Below are 14,500 nucleotides of genomic sequence, written 5' to 3'. Positions count from 1 at the left end.
TCAATCAGTGACTGTTGAAAAATCAAAGACACTTAAAAATTCTTGGGTACGTTGGGTTTTGGGATGGTTGAAAAAGGCTTTAGCGTCACCTTCTTCTACAATCGCTCCCTTTTCCAAAAACAAGACACGATCTGCCACAGCTTTGGCAAACTGCAACTCATGGGTCACGATAATCATGGTGTATCCCTCACGCGCCAATTCGCCGACCAATTCCAAGACTTCCCGCACCATTTCAGGGTCTAGTGAGGCCGTCACCTCGTCAAGCAAGAGAACTTCAGGATGCAATAACAAACTTCTAACAATAGCCACACGTTGCTGCTGCCCGCCTGATAATTCATGTGGCAAGCTATTTTCCTTTCCTGCCAAACCCACTCGTTCCAGCAAAGCAAGGGCTTCTGCCTCGACTTCTTTGCGGGGCCGCTTTTGCACTCGGACAGGTGCCAAAATCACGTTTTTCAGCACTGTCAAATGCGGAAATAAGTCGTAGGATTGAAAGACCATGCCAATTTTTTGACGAACAGCTGGCAATTGTTTGGGGTGTTCTAAAATAGCTTCGCCGTTTAAACGCACCTGCCCTGATTGAATGGGTTCCAGACCGTTTAAGCAGCGCAGCAAGGTTGATTTGCCACACCCAGACGGTCCTAAAATCACCAAAACTTCACCTTTCCCAACGGAAAAAGACAAGTGGTCAAGCACTGTTTGCTCGCCATAATCCTTCGTTATATCCTGAATGTCTAAAATTGCTGTCACTAGAGTCACTCCTTCCAACGCTTTTCTAAATAACCAGATAATCTTGAAATCGGGAAACAGACCGCGAAATACAAGAAAAAGATCAAGCTATAAACCCAAATGGCGGTGCTGGGAACCGTTAAACGATTGGCCTCAATAATCTGTTGCCCGACCTTGACCACTTCTACCGCCCCAATCAGCACGATCAAGGAAGTGGTTTTGATCATCCGCGTCATCAAATTGACCGCTTGGGGCAATAATCGCCGTAAGATTTGCGGGATAATCACATGAATGAGCAATTGTCCCTTGCTCAACCCCAAATCCAAACCACTATCAAATTGGTGTTTGGGTAAGGAAAGTAGAGCACCCCTGACCAAATCGCCCATTTCAGCCGTTCCCCACATGGAAAAGACAATCACCACCGCCACTTCACTGGATAAATTGATATTAAAAGTGCGTGCCAAACCAAAATAAACCAAAAACAAGAGAACTAACTGGGGCATGATGGGAATGAATTCCAAATACATGTGAGAAGCAATACGCACCACGCGAAAGCGAGAAATCAAAAGAAAACCAAAGAAAAACCCAAGCACAAGAGAAATTACAATAGAAATCAAGGCAATGTTAATCGTGACCAGCAAGCCTTGAAGCAAACGCCATACATTATTCCCCTGAAAAAGTACGTGCAATCCCGAAACCTGCATGGTTCAACCTCCTTTCCAACCATTTGGCTGCTAAAGACAAGGGCAACAAAACCACCAAATAAGCCAGTACCAACATCAACAAAGCCTCGTCTGTCTTATAATACAAGCCAATCAAATCTTTAGTGACATACATCAAGTCAGCTAAAGCAACAATGGAGAAAACAGACGTTTCTTTGATTAAGAAAATGACATTGGCGACAAGTGAGGGGAATGCAACGGCCAACGATTGCGGAAAAATGACATAACTAAAATTCTGTAAAGGTGTTAATCCGATACTCAATCCCACTTCGTATTGCCTAGCAGAAACGGCTTCTAAGCCTGAACGGAAAGATTCTGCCATGTAAGACCCACCCAGAAAAATCAAGCCTACAATAGCACAGGTTTCAGGTTCAAGCATCACACCAATCTTTGGCAATCCAAAATACAAAAAATACAGTTGAATCAAAAGAGGCGTATTGCGTGACAATTCAACGTAAGCCTTGCAAATCGTATTCAAAATCGGAACGTGATAATAGCGTATAAGACTGATGACAAAGCCCAACGCAATAGCTCCCAAAATACCAAACAAAGCCAGCCGAACTGTTAACACCAAAGCTTCTTGGTATAGGGGAATATTTGCAACAATAAACGACCAATCTAACATAGCACCCCTCCAAATCGTATAAAAGTATTATAAAAGAATAAGACCTAATCGTGTACTCTAAATTTTTTATGGTTGGGTATAAGTCTTTTTTATGACAAAATACGCTATACGCCGCGTTTTTTAGACAAAACAAAAAAACACCCTAACCATTAGACAAGACGTCCAATCGTTAAGGTGTGTGTTTTAATATCACTTTGATTAAAATAATGGAATTATTCTATCACAAGCCCTTGAGGGTCAATGTTTAAAGATACAACTTCACCATCCAACTGAAGAGCTATTAAACACTCAAAAATGGCTGTTTCTTTATCTTTGGGCGCCAAGACCATGATAGTTGGCCCAGCTCCTGATAAATAAGTGGCATAGGCACCAAGTTCATGGGCCGCTGCTTTTATTGGCGCAAATTCCTTCACCAATTGTTGGCGGAAACGCTCATGGAAAAGGTCAGCTTCAATGGCCTTACCTGCCGTCACCAAATCACCTGTCAAAAGTGCCGCAAGTGCTACATTGGCAATGGAAGAAGCGGATACGGCCTCTTTATAAGCAAATTCACTTGGCAAGACACGGCGGCTATCGCTGGTTTTCAATTCATAATTAGGAATGAAAGCAATCAGAGCCGTTTCAGGGAATTTGGCCACAACATGGCTAACCTTGCCATCAACGTACGATGACACCACCAATTGCCCAAAAATAGCTGGCGCAACATTATCAGGATGCCCTTCTTCTTTAGTAGCAATAGCCAACATCTCTTCTTTTGACAAATGCAATTGCCCCAATTCATTAGCCAAGGCAATCCCTGCCACGATAACCGATGACGATGACCCCAGACCTCTGGCCAAAGGAACATCAGACACCATTTTCACACGGTGCGGCCTTAATTCAGAGCACACACTCAAAGCCGTCGCAATCAAAAGATTGTTCTCATCGTTAGGAACACCGTCCAAGTCATGCAAGACCTCCCATTTCTCAGAAGGCTCTAAAACCTCAATAGTTAAATACTTGGATACCGCAATCCCCACCGAATCAAAACCTGGACCCAAATTGGCCGAAGTCGCTGGTACAGTAATTTTCATATAGTTTATTCCCCTAATACTTTCAATGTATTAAGCACTTGGAAATCGTCAATAGCTTCCAACTTAGCTGTAACAGATGCCAATTGGGTTTGGCTCATGGCGTGCGTGATAATGACCACACGTGCACGTGTGCCATTCGCTTTTTGTTGAAGTACTTGCTCAAATGAGATATCTTCCGCATTGAAAATTTCAGCTAAACGCAGTAATTGCCCCTTCTTATCAGGCGTGTTAATCGCAAAGTAATAAAGGCTCTTCACATCTGCTGGGTCAGCCATCTTGGTTTCACGCTCAAATTCATTAAATGGTTTGCCAACATTACCGTCTTTGATACGACGTGCAATGCGAATAATATCAGCCGTAACAGAGGTTGCTGTTGGTTTTTGACCCGCACCAGGTCCATAGTACATCGACTCCCCGATACCGATAGATTCCACAAAAACAGCATTCATAACATCGTTGACACTAGCCAATGGGTGTGTTTTTGGCAAGAAGGTTGGTGACACTTCTGCGGACAAACCTGAAGCAACTTCACGGATATCACCCACCAATTTAATCACATAACCCAATTCTTGAGCCACTGCCACATCGTCAGGAGTGATGTTGGTAATGCCTTTATGAGCCACATCATCAAAATCAATGGTCATTCCAAAACCAAATTGACTTAAAATGACAGCTTTGTAAGCCGCGTCAATCCCTTCCACGTCATTTGTTGGGTCACTTTCAGCATATCCTAATTCTTGAGCTGTTTTAAGAGCATCCTCATAAGTCCAACCTTCATCCACCATTTTGGTCATCATGAAATTAGACGTTCCATTAAGCACGCCCAAAATACGTGTGATTTTATCTGAAGTCAATGAATTGGCAAGGGTACGCAAAATTGGAATTCCCCCAGCAACTGCTGCTTCATAATAAAAGGCAACTTCCTTGTCTTTTGCCAATTGAATCAACTCTTTCCCATGGGTCGCCACCAAATCTTTATTGGCTGTTACCACATGCTTGCCTGCCTCAAGGGCTCTTGTGATAAAGGTACGAGCTGGCTCAATGCGTCCCATCAATTCAACCACAATTGCAATGCTTTCATCGTTTAAAATATCATCAATATTTGTCACAAAATGATAATCGTGACCTGCTGCTCTTAAACGATTTTTTTCCTCGTCATCTCTCACCAAAACTTTAGCGATTTCAATGGTGTCATGAGCTGCCTCTACAATTTTTGAATGGTTTTCTTCCAGCAAAAACGGCACTCCGCTAGCAACCGTACCAAATCCAAGTAAAGCAATTTTTAATGACATCGTCTCCTCCTTCATTTGAGAAAAACTCTCTAAAATAAACACATTTCTTACATTATACCACAAAATTATTCAGAATTTACAGAAAAATAGCTTTCATTAAAAATAGCCGTCATTTTTCAGAAAAGCTTCCATTTTAAGCCAAAAAAATAGTAGAATAGAAGTAAACGAATGATTTGACAAGGAGATTTTATTACATTATGGAAAAACGAAGCCATCGCCACAGACGCCAAAAGAAGAAACCAACTGTCCTTATTTGGTTTTTCTTAGCATTTGCTTGTGTTATCGCTGGAGTCGCCATCTTTTTTATAGCAAAACCTAACCACGCAACAAAACAAGCACAAGATGTCATAAAACAAGAAAGCACTGTGATTGCTGTTAGCAGTACTTCTTCATCGACCACTTCCCAAGAAAGCAGTGAAGTGGACTGGGTCAAGCAAGACACGGCCATCCATTTCCCGATTCTCATGTACCACGCCATCCACGTCATGGCGCCTGAAGAAAGTGCTAACGCCAACCTCATCGTTGACCCGACCACTTTTGAAAGCCACATTCAACGCCTGTCAAACGAAGGCTACTACTTCCTAACGCCTGAGGAAGTCCACAAGGTTTTAACTGAAAATGTACTTCCAAATGGCAATCAAAAAATTATCTGGCTAACTTTTGATGACAGCTTGTGGGATTTTTATGATAATGCCTACCCTATTTTACAAAAATACCAAGTCAAGGCAACCAATAATGTGATCACTAGTACAGTTGGTAGCCAAGCCAATTTATCTCTTGATGAAATGCTTGAAATGAAGAACAACGGTATGTCTTTCCAAGACCACACAGTGACTCATCCTGATTTATCTGCCACAGACAGTTCTACGCAAACAACCGAAATGAAGGATTCCAAACAGTATCTCGACGATTCCTTGAATCAAGACACCATTGCTATCGCTTACCCTGCTGGACGTTATTCTGACACAACCTTACAAATTGCAGAAAATCTAGATTACAAACTTGGGGTAACCACCAACGAAGGACTCGCAAGCGCCGACAATGGACTGCTGTCACTCAACCGCATACGTATTCTACCAACAACTACTGCAGATAGCATAATGGCAACCATTAATTAACTAAAAGTACCCTATCCAAAGGGTGCTTTTACTGCTTATGATCTTTAAACATACTACAAAGCAAAAACATCAGATGCCCCAAGAAAATCGCTATCCATAAATAAACAAAGACCATGTTCAAAGTCATTATATTATAAATGATTGCAACAAGGTAAATGAGCAAGCAGAGAAATTGCCGACGATAAGAAGAGTACTTTTGCATATTGGTCACCTCATGACACAGAAACGGATGGCATCAACCGATATATCCTATACTTATAAGACTAGCACTAGCAATTAAAATAAAGCTTAAAACATCTCATAAGAAAACGTTAACTATCATCCACCCTAAGGGAATCGAACCCCTATCTCAAGAACCGGAATCTTGCGTGATATCCATTACACTAAGAGTGGCAACTGTTATATTATACCATATTTCCAGAAAAATAAAAACCAAAACAAAAAAAGAATACGAGGTCGATTAACATCAACCTCGTATCTGATATATTAGCTAGTGATTATAATTCGATATCACCGAACAAATCAGCCATTGAGAATCCAGTTTGAGTTTCTGGAAGTTCGTAATCACGTTTTACTTCACGTTTTTGACGACGTGGACGTGATTGGCGTTTTTCTTCGTTGTTTTCAGCTTGTGCTGGACGTTCTTCAAGAGCTTTGATTGAAAGTGATACACGTTCTGCATCAGCATTTACATCCAAAACTTTAACTTTAACTTCTTGTCCTATTGAAAGAACATCTTTTGGATTTTCAACACGTTTGTGTGAAATTTGTGAAATGTGAACAAGTCCATCGATACCTGGCAATACCTCAACGAAAGCACCAAAATCAGTCAAACGTTTTACTTTACCTTCAACAACGTCACCAGCAGCAAGTTTTTGTTCTACACCATCCCATGGTCCAGGTGTTGTTGCTTTAAGTGAAAGTGATACACGACCTGCTTCTTCATCGATTGAAAGAACTTTAACTTCTACTTCTTCACCAACAGAAACAACTGATTTAGGTGAAACGTTGCGTTCATGTGACAATTCAGTAACGTGAACAAGTCCATCAACACCACCTAAGTCGATGAATGCACCAAAGCTTGTCAAACGAGCAACTTTACCTTTAACGATAGCGCCTTCTTCAAGTTTTGAGAAGACTTCTTTACGTGCTTCAGCTGCTTTTTCTTCAACAACGTCACGACGTGAAAGGATGAAACGGTTTTCAGCTGGAACAACTTCTTTGATTTTTGCTTCAAATTCTTGTCCAACAAATTTTTCAGTGTTACGAACAAAACGAGTATCAATCATTGAAGCTGGAATGAAACCGCGAAGTCCTTCAAATTCAACTGAAAGGCCACCTTTAACGGCACGTGTTCCTTTAACAGTAACAACTTCACCTTCGCGACCAACAAGTTTATCCCAAGCTTTGCGAGCTTCCAAACGTTTTTTAGAGACAAGGAAAGTAACTGTATCAGTATCTTTACCTACAACTTGACGAAGAACAAGAACTTCAACTGTGTCGCCAGCTTTAACAAAATCGTTAATATCAGCATCACGATCATTAGTCAATTCACGAAGTGTAAGAACACCCTCAACACCTGTTCCTTCGATAATAACGTTTGCTTGTTCATTATCAACTGTTAAAACTTCCGCAGTGACTACATCACCTGGATTTACTTCGCTAACACTGTTTAGTAAATCTTCAAATTCATTCATTCTAAAAAATCCTCCAACAAAAGTTAGTTTAACTAACTTTTGACAACAATAATATTTCTCAAGGTAACCCGCAATGACAACAACTTTTATCTTTGACGGTGTCAAGCCAAAACTTGATACCTTTGACTGGGGTAGCTGGATTCGAACCAACGCATGAGGGAGTCAAAGTCCCTTGCCTTACCGCTTGGCTATACCCCAATAACAGAATGGAAGGGGAGGGATTCGAACCCCCGAACCCGAAGGAGCGGATTTACAGTCCGCCGCGTTTAGCCTCTTCGCTACCCTTCCGTTACAACAAAAACTATTTTAACATAGTTTTTGTTTCGATGCAAGTAGTTTTCACTTCTTTTTAACGATTAAGATTATAATTTTCAATCGTGCTTTCAATGGCTTGTTCTAAATTTTTGAAAAAGGCTTTAACTTCGCCGTTTTCAACGACTGCAAAACGGTTCTCCAACTCAGCAATTTCACCAATTGTTTTTTTACCTGTTTGCAAGGCATATCCGTCAACCTTGGCATTATTAATAGTGACCTTGCTATCTGACAATTGCAATTCAATTTTTTTATCTTTTTTACTCATTCTCTCACCTCGCTCTACCCATTTTACCGAAAAAATAGGAAGCTGGCAAGGGCAAGCTTCCTGATTCCTGCTTTAATCTACTTTGACAATCCATCCTTCTGGAGCTTCCACATCTCCAAATTGAATACCGACTAATTCATCGTATAACTGACGAGTGACGGGACCAACTTCTGTTTCACTGTAAAAGACGTGGAAATCATCACCATGCTGAACACCACCAATTGGGGAAATAACAGCGGCAGTTCCACAGGCTCCTGCTTCTACAAACTTATCCAATTCATCCAATTTGACATCGCCTTGAATGGCTGTCATACCAAAGCGATTTTCTGCTAAATAAAGAAGCGAATATTTTGTAATTGACGGTAGGATTGATGGGCTAAGAGGAGTAATGAATTCATTGTCTGCTGTAATACCGAAGAAGTTAGCTGACCCCACTTCTTCGATTTTGGTATGAGTGGCAGGGTCTAAGTAAATCACATCTGAAAATTGGCGTTCGTGGGCAATTTTTCCTGGCAGAAGGCTAGACGCGTAGTTTCCACCAACCTTGGCTGCTCCTGTGCCGTGTGGTGCTGCACGGTCGTATTCGTCTTGAATGAGGAAATTGGTTGGCACCAAGCCACCCTTAAAATAATTTCCCACTGGCATAGCAAAAATAGTGAAAATATACTCATCGGCTGGATGTACCCCAATCACATCACCAACCCCAATTAAGAGAGGGCGAATGTAAAGAGTCGCTCCTGTGCCGTATGGTGGCACATAGTCTTCGTTAGCACGCACGACTTGTTTGACGGCATCGATGAACTTATCCGTTGGAACTTGTGGCATCAACAAGCGGTCAGCAGTACGTTGCAAACGCTCAGCGTTCATATTAGGACGGAACAATTGAATAGAGCCATCTTTGGTGCGGTAGGCTTTCAAACCTTCAAAAGCCTGCTGCCCATAGTGAAGAGCTGTTGAGGCTTCTGATACGTGCAAAACAGCGTCTTCTGTTAATTGCCCATCGTCCCATTTGCCGTCTTTATAATACGAAATGTAGCGAAATGGTAGTTTATGGTATTCAAATCCTAAGTTTTCCCAATCGAAATCTACTGTCATAATAAATCCTCTTTCCTGACTTTTATCCTATTGTACGCTTTTTTTATCATTTTTCAAGTGTTTTTTGTAAAATTCTGAAAATTTTGACTAACTAAAAAATCAGGAAAACTCCTGATTTTTACATCTATTTGACCGTGGCACTGAAAATGCCTTCGTCCGAGATGGTGTCTGAAATGAAAGCGCCGTTACTTGTGCGTTCAGACAGACTCAAATCTGCCAAAATCACTTGATAAACCGTTCCGTTGTTCGAATGCACTTCTAAGGTTTGACTAGCATGGTCGAGATTTTCCTCTGGTGCTGTCGTGAACAAATCAAGCGACTCGTCTTGTTGCTCATCGTAAACAGGACCAGCAAGCAAGATGCGATGTGGCTTGGTTTTTAATTCGCGTAAGACGAGCAAACCACGGTTGGCACGATTGGTCAATGGAATCACGTCGGTTTCCATGCGTTTCACACTACCACGTTGGGTCAAAATGAACACACTGTCAGTATTTGCGATAAAAACCGAAACAACGACGTCATCATCTTTGAGGTTGATGGCCTTGACACCTGCTGCTTTCGGGCCAACAACTGGCACTTCTTCGATGTTAAATCGCAGAGCGTAGCCATTTTGCGTTAGAAGCATCACATTATCAAGGGCTATCGGTGAAATGGCAATCACTTGGTCCTCTTCGCTCTTCAATTTGGCGAATTTGATGGCTTTTGATTTGTAGGTACGCCATGGCGTCAATTCCTTACGTTCAAAGCGTTTGATTTGCCCCATTTTAGTCGCTGCAAAATACGTTTGTGTGCCAAAATCATCGACAATTTCTGCATGAAGCACCACTTCATTGGCTGCAAAATTGGTAATGGTTTGTGACAAATGTTCACCGATGTCTTTCCAACGAATATCGGTTAATTCGTGAACAGGGCGGTAAATCACATTACCTAAATTGGTGAAGATAAGGAGCTGCTGCGTGGTTTTGGCAGGTGCCACAAAAATCAATTCATCATCGTCACGTTTGCCGACTTCCTCAACCGTTGAGGCATTATAAGAACGCGGGCTGGTACGCTTGATGTAGCCACCTTTTGTCACGCTGACATAAGTATCTTCTTCCACAATCAAGCTGGTCACATCGATTTCAATCGTTTCTGCTTGTGCTTGTAATTCCGTCAAGCGTGGTGTGGCAAATTTTTTCTTGACTTCGCGCAATTCGCGTTTCATGACATTGTACATGGTACGTTCATCTGCAATAATAGCCTCTAAAACAGTGATTTGTTGACGTAGGTCAGCTTCTTCTTCCTGCAAGGTAACAATGTCCGTATTGGTCAAACGGTACAATTGCAAGGTAACAATGGCTTCTGCCTGTTCTTCTGAGAAATCGTAGCTGACTTTTAGATTTTCTTTGGCATCTGCTTTATTTTCAGACGCACGAATAAGAGCAATCACCTCATCCAGAATGGAAATAACGCGAATCAAACCTTCCACGATGTGGAGGCGTTTTTCTGCTTTGGCCTTATCAAACTTTGAACGCGCTACGATAATATCCTTACGATGGGCAATGTAGCTGGTCAACATCTGAATAAGCCCAACCTGACGAGGGGTGTAGTGATCAATAGCCACCATGTTGAAGTTATAATTGACCTGCAAATCCGTGTATTTCAACAAGTAATTGAGAATGGTTTGCTTGTCTGCATCTTTTTTCAATTCGATAGCAATACGCAAACCGTCACGGTCTGATTCGTCACGGACTTCAGCGATGCCTGGCACTTTATTGTTGACACGAACATCGTCGATTTTTTTGACAAGAACAGCCTTATTGACTTCGTAAGGAATTTCCGTCACAACAATTTGTTTCTTGCCACCCTTGAGGTCTTCGACTGCTGTACGTGATCGAACAACCACGCGCCCTTTACCGGTTTCATAAGCTTTTCGGATACCATCTTCGCCTTGAATAATCGCACCTGTCGGAAAATCAGGTCCTGGTAAGAAGGTCATCAACTTATCCAAGTTGGCATTTGGATGATCAATGAGATAAACCACAGCATCAATGACTTCAGCCAGATTATGCGGCGGAATATCCGTTGCATAACCCGCAGAAATCCCTGTGGCACCATTGACCAATAAATTTGGAAAGGCTGCTGGTAAAACCGTTGGTTCTTTTTCGGTATCGTCAAAATTCCAAGCAAATGGAACCGTCTTTTTCTCGATATCATTCAAAAGATAGCCAGCAATTTCTGACAAACGTGCCTCGGTATAACGCATGGCAGCAGGTGGATCACCATCCATTGACCCGTTATTTCCGTGCATTTCAATCAATGTAGCACGGTTTTTCCAATCTTGGCTCATCCGCACCATAGCGTCATAAATGGAACTATCCCCGTGCGGATGGAAATTCCCCATGACGTTACCAACTGACTTGGCTGATTTACGAAATCCTTTATCAAAAGTATTGCCGTCCTTATTCATAGAATACAAAATACGGCGCTGAACGGGTTTCAAACCATCACGAATGTCTGGCAAGGCCCGCTCTTGAATAATATATTTGGAGTATCGTCCAAAACGATCTCCCATAATGTCTTCTAAAGACATATTTTGAACATTTGACATAATCCTTTGTCCTTAATTTTTGCTAATTTAGTTTTTAGCATTACTTGCTAAAAGCGGTGTTTTCTTCCAAGGTGAAGGTGACATTGTCCTCAATCCATTTACGACGTGGTTCTACCTTATCCCCCATCAACACATTCACACGGCGTTCGGCACGCGCCAAATCATCAATGGTCACACGAATCAAGGTCCGTGTTTCAGGGTTCATAGTGGTTTCCCAAAGCTGATCAGCATTCATTTCACCCAAACCTTTGTAACGTTGGAGTTGGGCACCTTTTCCAAAACGCTGACGCAATTCTTCTAATTCACCATCGGTCCAAGCATAAGCCACTTCCTCTTTTTTGCCCTTGCCTTTTGACATTTTGTAAAGCGGTGGCAGAGCGATATAAACGTGGCCTGCCTCAACCAAAGGGCGCATATAACGGTAAAAGAAGGTCAACAAGAGCGTCTGAATGTGAGCACCGTCTGTATCCGCATCGGTCATGATGATAATCTTGTCATAATTAGAATTATCAACGTTAAATTCTGCGCCAACGCCTGCACCAATCGTGTAAATCATGGTATTGATTTCTTCATTTTTGACGATATCTGACATCTTGGCTTTTGCTGTATTAAGCACCTTACCACGTAAAGGCAAAATGGCTTGGAACTTGCGATCACGCCCTTGTTTGGCAGAACCGCCAGCAGAATCTCCTTCGACCAAGTAAAGTTCGTTTTTCTTAGGATTTTTAGACTGGGCTGGGGTTAATTTCCCTGAAAGCAAGCCCTTGTCTTTCTTGCTCTTCTTGCCATTTCGCGATTCGTCACGCGCCTTACGAGCTGCCTCTCTAGCATCACGCGCCTTGATAGCTTTTCGAACCAAGTTGGCTGCGATTTCGCCATTTTCCAACAGGAAGTAGGTCAATTTCTCAGAAACAATGCTATCCACAATCGGACGTGCAAGAGGGCTTCCCAGCTTATCCTTGGTTTGCCCTTCAAACTGCAAATATTCTTCAGGGACGAGGATAGATAAGACCGCAGACAAGCCTTCACGGTAATCTGAGCCTTCCAAGTTCTTGTCTTTTTCCTTGAGCAAGCCAGACTTACGAGCATAGTCATTCATAGCCTTAGTAATAGCTGATTTTAGCCCTGTTTCATGCGTTCCACCATCTTTGGTACGAACATTATTCACAAATGACAAAATGTTGTCTGAAAAGCCATCGTTGTACTGAAGAGCCACTTCCACTTGAAAATCTTGGTCAGCTCCCTGCACAAAAATAACAGGTGTCAAGGTTTCCTTGTCTTCATTGAGGTACTCAACAAAGTCCTGCACCCCATTTTCGTAATGGAAAGCGAGGTGTTCTGGTTCTTCCAAACGATTGTCGGTCAAAGTCAAGGTGACATTTTTTAGCAAGAAGGCCGATTCTTTCAAGCGTTCCGCAATGGTATTGAATTTAAAATCAATGGTTGAAAAAATCGTCGCATCAGGCATGAAAGTTACGGTTGTCCCTGATTGTGACTTGGGAGCTGTTCCGACCTTTTGAAGTGTGGTCACAGGTTTTCCGCCATTTTCAAAACGCTGCTTGTAAACCACACCGTCACGCGTAATCTCAACCTCAAGCCAGCTAGAAAGGGCATTAACCACTGAAGACCCCACACCGTGCAAGCCACCAGACGTTTTGTAACCGCCTTGACCAAATTTCCCACCTGCGTGGAGAACGGTGAAAATAACCTCAACAGTCGGAATACCCATAGCGTGCTGACCTGTCGGCATCCCGCGCCCCTGGTCCTTAACCGTCACACTACCGTCGGCGTTGATAATCACATCAATCTGATTACCAAAACCAGATAAGGCCTCATCGACAGCATTATCGACAATTTCCCAAACCAAGTGGTGCAAACCTGTTGCATCTGTTGAGCCGATGTACATCCCTGGACGTTTACGGACAGCATCCAACCCTTCTAACACTTGAATCGCATCATCATTATAATTATTTACGTTAATTTCTTTTTTAGCCAAAAGTGACCTCCAAATTGTTCATCTTTCTTATCTTACAAGTTTTTTGACATTTTTGCAAAAAAAAATTGAAAATCCCCCAGTATAACGCTATCTTTAACCCCTCTATCTTTTCTTGAAATCGCATGACTTTTTAAGATTTCTTTGCCCTATTGTTCCTCGACTGTGTTATAATAGGCCTATGAACATTTTAGTTTTGATTATCATCGCTTATTTATTGGGGTCTATTCCGACAGGTTTATGGATTGGGCAGTGGTTTTACCATACCAACCTCAGAGAACACGGCAGTGGCAACACAGGAACAACCAATACCTTTCGTGTTTTGGGAGCTAGAGCAGGTGTCATCACCTTTTTGATTGATATGTTAAAAGGAACCCTTGCAACGCTACTCCCTCATCTATTGGGTGTAACTAGCGTATCGCCTCTAGTTATCGGGCTATTTGCCATTATCGGACACACCTTTCCTATTTTTGCTGGGTTTAAGGGTGGAAAAGCCGTGGCAACCAGCGCAGGTGTGCTTTTAGGATTTGCACCACTCTTTCTCCTTTACTTGTTTGTCGTCTTTGTCATCACGCTTTACCTTTTCAGCATGATTTCATTATCAAGTGTGGTGTCAGCAGTTGTGGCTATGGTTAGTGTTTTGGTTTTTCCCGCCTTTCACATTATCCTACCACATTATGACTGGCTATTTACAAGTATCATCATCGTAATGGCAATCATCATCATTGTGCGACATCGTGACAATATCACTCGTATCCGAAATCACCAAGAAAACCTTATTTCTTGGGGGCTAAATTTAAGCAAACAAAAAGTGGACTAGAACACTCTAGTTCGCTTTTCTGACAAATTATTTTATAAGGTATTATCATGAAATATTTTATTACCCGTGGTGCTAGTTGAAAAATCTCAAATTATAAACCCAAATAATACTTTCTAACCACAGTTCCAGTCCGCATAAGCTACGAACAAGGGGTCTTTGAATATCA

Annotated in this window: 12 protein-coding genes, 3 tRNA genes and 1 pseudogene; 2 read left to right on the top strand and 14 right to left on the bottom strand. The window is 42.0% G+C overall.

The annotated features are described in order from the left end of the window. From ACFORE_RS00130 to ACFORE_RS00110, 5 genes are all read right to left on the bottom strand, one after another. Positions 1 to 750 (bottom strand): amino acid ABC transporter ATP-binding protein, encoded by a 750-nt coding sequence (locus ACFORE_RS00130; protein WP_269725823.1) that lies wholly within the window; start codon positions 748 to 750, stop codon positions 1 to 3. A gap of 5 nt (positions 751 to 755) precedes the next feature. Next, positions 756 to 1,433 carry an amino acid ABC transporter permease gene (locus tag ACFORE_RS00125; protein WP_380434864.1) on the bottom strand — a complete coding sequence of 226 codons (678 nt, stop codon included), beginning with the start codon at positions 1,431 to 1,433 and terminating at the stop codon, positions 756 to 758. After that, positions 1,393 to 2,076 carry an amino acid ABC transporter permease gene (locus ACFORE_RS00120; RefSeq protein ID WP_293694039.1) on the bottom strand — a complete coding sequence of 228 codons (684 nt, stop codon included), beginning with the start codon at positions 2,074 to 2,076 and terminating at the stop codon, positions 1,393 to 1,395. Before ACFORE_RS00120 ends, ACFORE_RS00125 begins: the two co-directional genes overlap by 41 nt. 212 nt (positions 2,077 to 2,288) lie before the next feature. Then, entirely contained in the window at positions 2,289 to 3,149 is an 861-nt protein-coding gene (thrB, locus tag ACFORE_RS00115; RefSeq protein WP_154454985.1) for a homoserine kinase, read from the bottom strand. A 5-nt stretch (positions 3,150 to 3,154) separates the two neighbouring features. Continuing rightward, a complete protein-coding gene (locus ACFORE_RS00110; protein ID WP_235280732.1) occupies positions 3,155 to 4,441 on the bottom strand; it encodes a homoserine dehydrogenase in 1,287 nt (428 codons plus the stop codon). Between the two features lie 197 nt (positions 4,442 to 4,638). Here ACFORE_RS00110 and ACFORE_RS00105 point away from each other — a divergent pair, with 197 nt between their 5' ends. Then, a complete protein-coding gene (locus ACFORE_RS00105; protein ID WP_264879441.1) occupies positions 4,639 to 5,559 on the top strand; it encodes a polysaccharide deacetylase family protein in 921 nt (306 codons plus the stop codon). A 321-nt stretch (positions 5,560 to 5,880) separates the two neighbouring features. Here ACFORE_RS00105 and ACFORE_RS00100 read toward each other — a convergent pair. The 8 genes from ACFORE_RS00100 to parE all read right to left on the bottom strand — a co-directional run bounded on the left by ACFORE_RS00100 (position 5,881) and on the right by parE (position 13,517). Continuing rightward, positions 5,881 to 5,952: transfer RNA gene (locus ACFORE_RS00100), tRNA-Arg, on the bottom strand. 104 nt (positions 5,953 to 6,056) lie between these two features. Further along, positions 6,057 to 7,256, bottom strand: a complete 1,200-nt coding sequence (rpsA, locus tag ACFORE_RS00095) for a 30S ribosomal protein S1 (protein ID WP_154455163.1) — start codon at positions 7,254 to 7,256, stop codon at positions 6,057 to 6,059. A gap of 126 nt (positions 7,257 to 7,382) precedes the next feature. Then, positions 7,383 to 7,454, bottom strand: a tRNA-Gln gene (locus ACFORE_RS00090). A 9-nt stretch (positions 7,455 to 7,463) separates the two neighbouring features. Continuing rightward, positions 7,464 to 7,544: transfer RNA gene (locus tag ACFORE_RS00085), tRNA-Tyr, on the bottom strand. Positions 7,545 to 7,605: 61 nt separating this feature from the next. Beyond that, positions 7,606 to 7,836, bottom strand: a complete 231-nt coding sequence (locus ACFORE_RS00080; RefSeq protein WP_154455162.1) for a DUF2969 domain-containing protein — start codon at positions 7,834 to 7,836, stop codon at positions 7,606 to 7,608. Between the two features lie 72 nt (positions 7,837 to 7,908). Next, on the bottom strand, positions 7,909 to 8,931 hold the full coding sequence (locus ACFORE_RS00075) for a branched-chain amino acid aminotransferase (protein WP_154455161.1): 1,023 nt from the start codon (positions 8,929 to 8,931) through the stop codon (positions 7,909 to 7,911). Between the two features lie 124 nt (positions 8,932 to 9,055). Then, positions 9,056 to 11,521 carry a DNA topoisomerase IV subunit A gene (gene parC, locus ACFORE_RS00070; protein ID WP_154455160.1) on the bottom strand — a complete coding sequence of 822 codons (2,466 nt, stop codon included), beginning with the start codon at positions 11,519 to 11,521 and terminating at the stop codon, positions 9,056 to 9,058. A 40-nt stretch (positions 11,522 to 11,561) separates the two neighbouring features. After that, positions 11,562 to 13,517, bottom strand: a complete 1,956-nt coding sequence (gene parE, locus ACFORE_RS00065) for a DNA topoisomerase IV subunit B (protein WP_154455159.1) — start codon at positions 13,515 to 13,517, stop codon at positions 11,562 to 11,564. 178 nt (positions 13,518 to 13,695) lie between these two features. Here parE and plsY point away from each other — a divergent pair, with 178 nt between their 5' ends. Then, positions 13,696 to 14,334 (top strand): glycerol-3-phosphate 1-O-acyltransferase PlsY, encoded by a 639-nt coding sequence (gene plsY / locus ACFORE_RS00060; RefSeq protein WP_264879443.1) that lies wholly within the window; start codon positions 13,696 to 13,698, stop codon positions 14,332 to 14,334. A gap of 72 nt (positions 14,335 to 14,406) precedes the next feature. Here plsY and ACFORE_RS00055 read toward each other — a convergent pair. Further along, positions 14,407 to 14,500, bottom strand: a pseudogene (locus ACFORE_RS00055) (IS982 family transposase); the annotation flags it as partial.

The organism is Streptococcus alactolyticus, from assembly GCF_042649785.1.
Lineage (GTDB): Bacteria > Bacillota > Bacilli > Lactobacillales > Streptococcaceae > Streptococcus > Streptococcus alactolyticus.
This window is presented reverse-complemented; position numbering and strand designations above follow the sequence as displayed.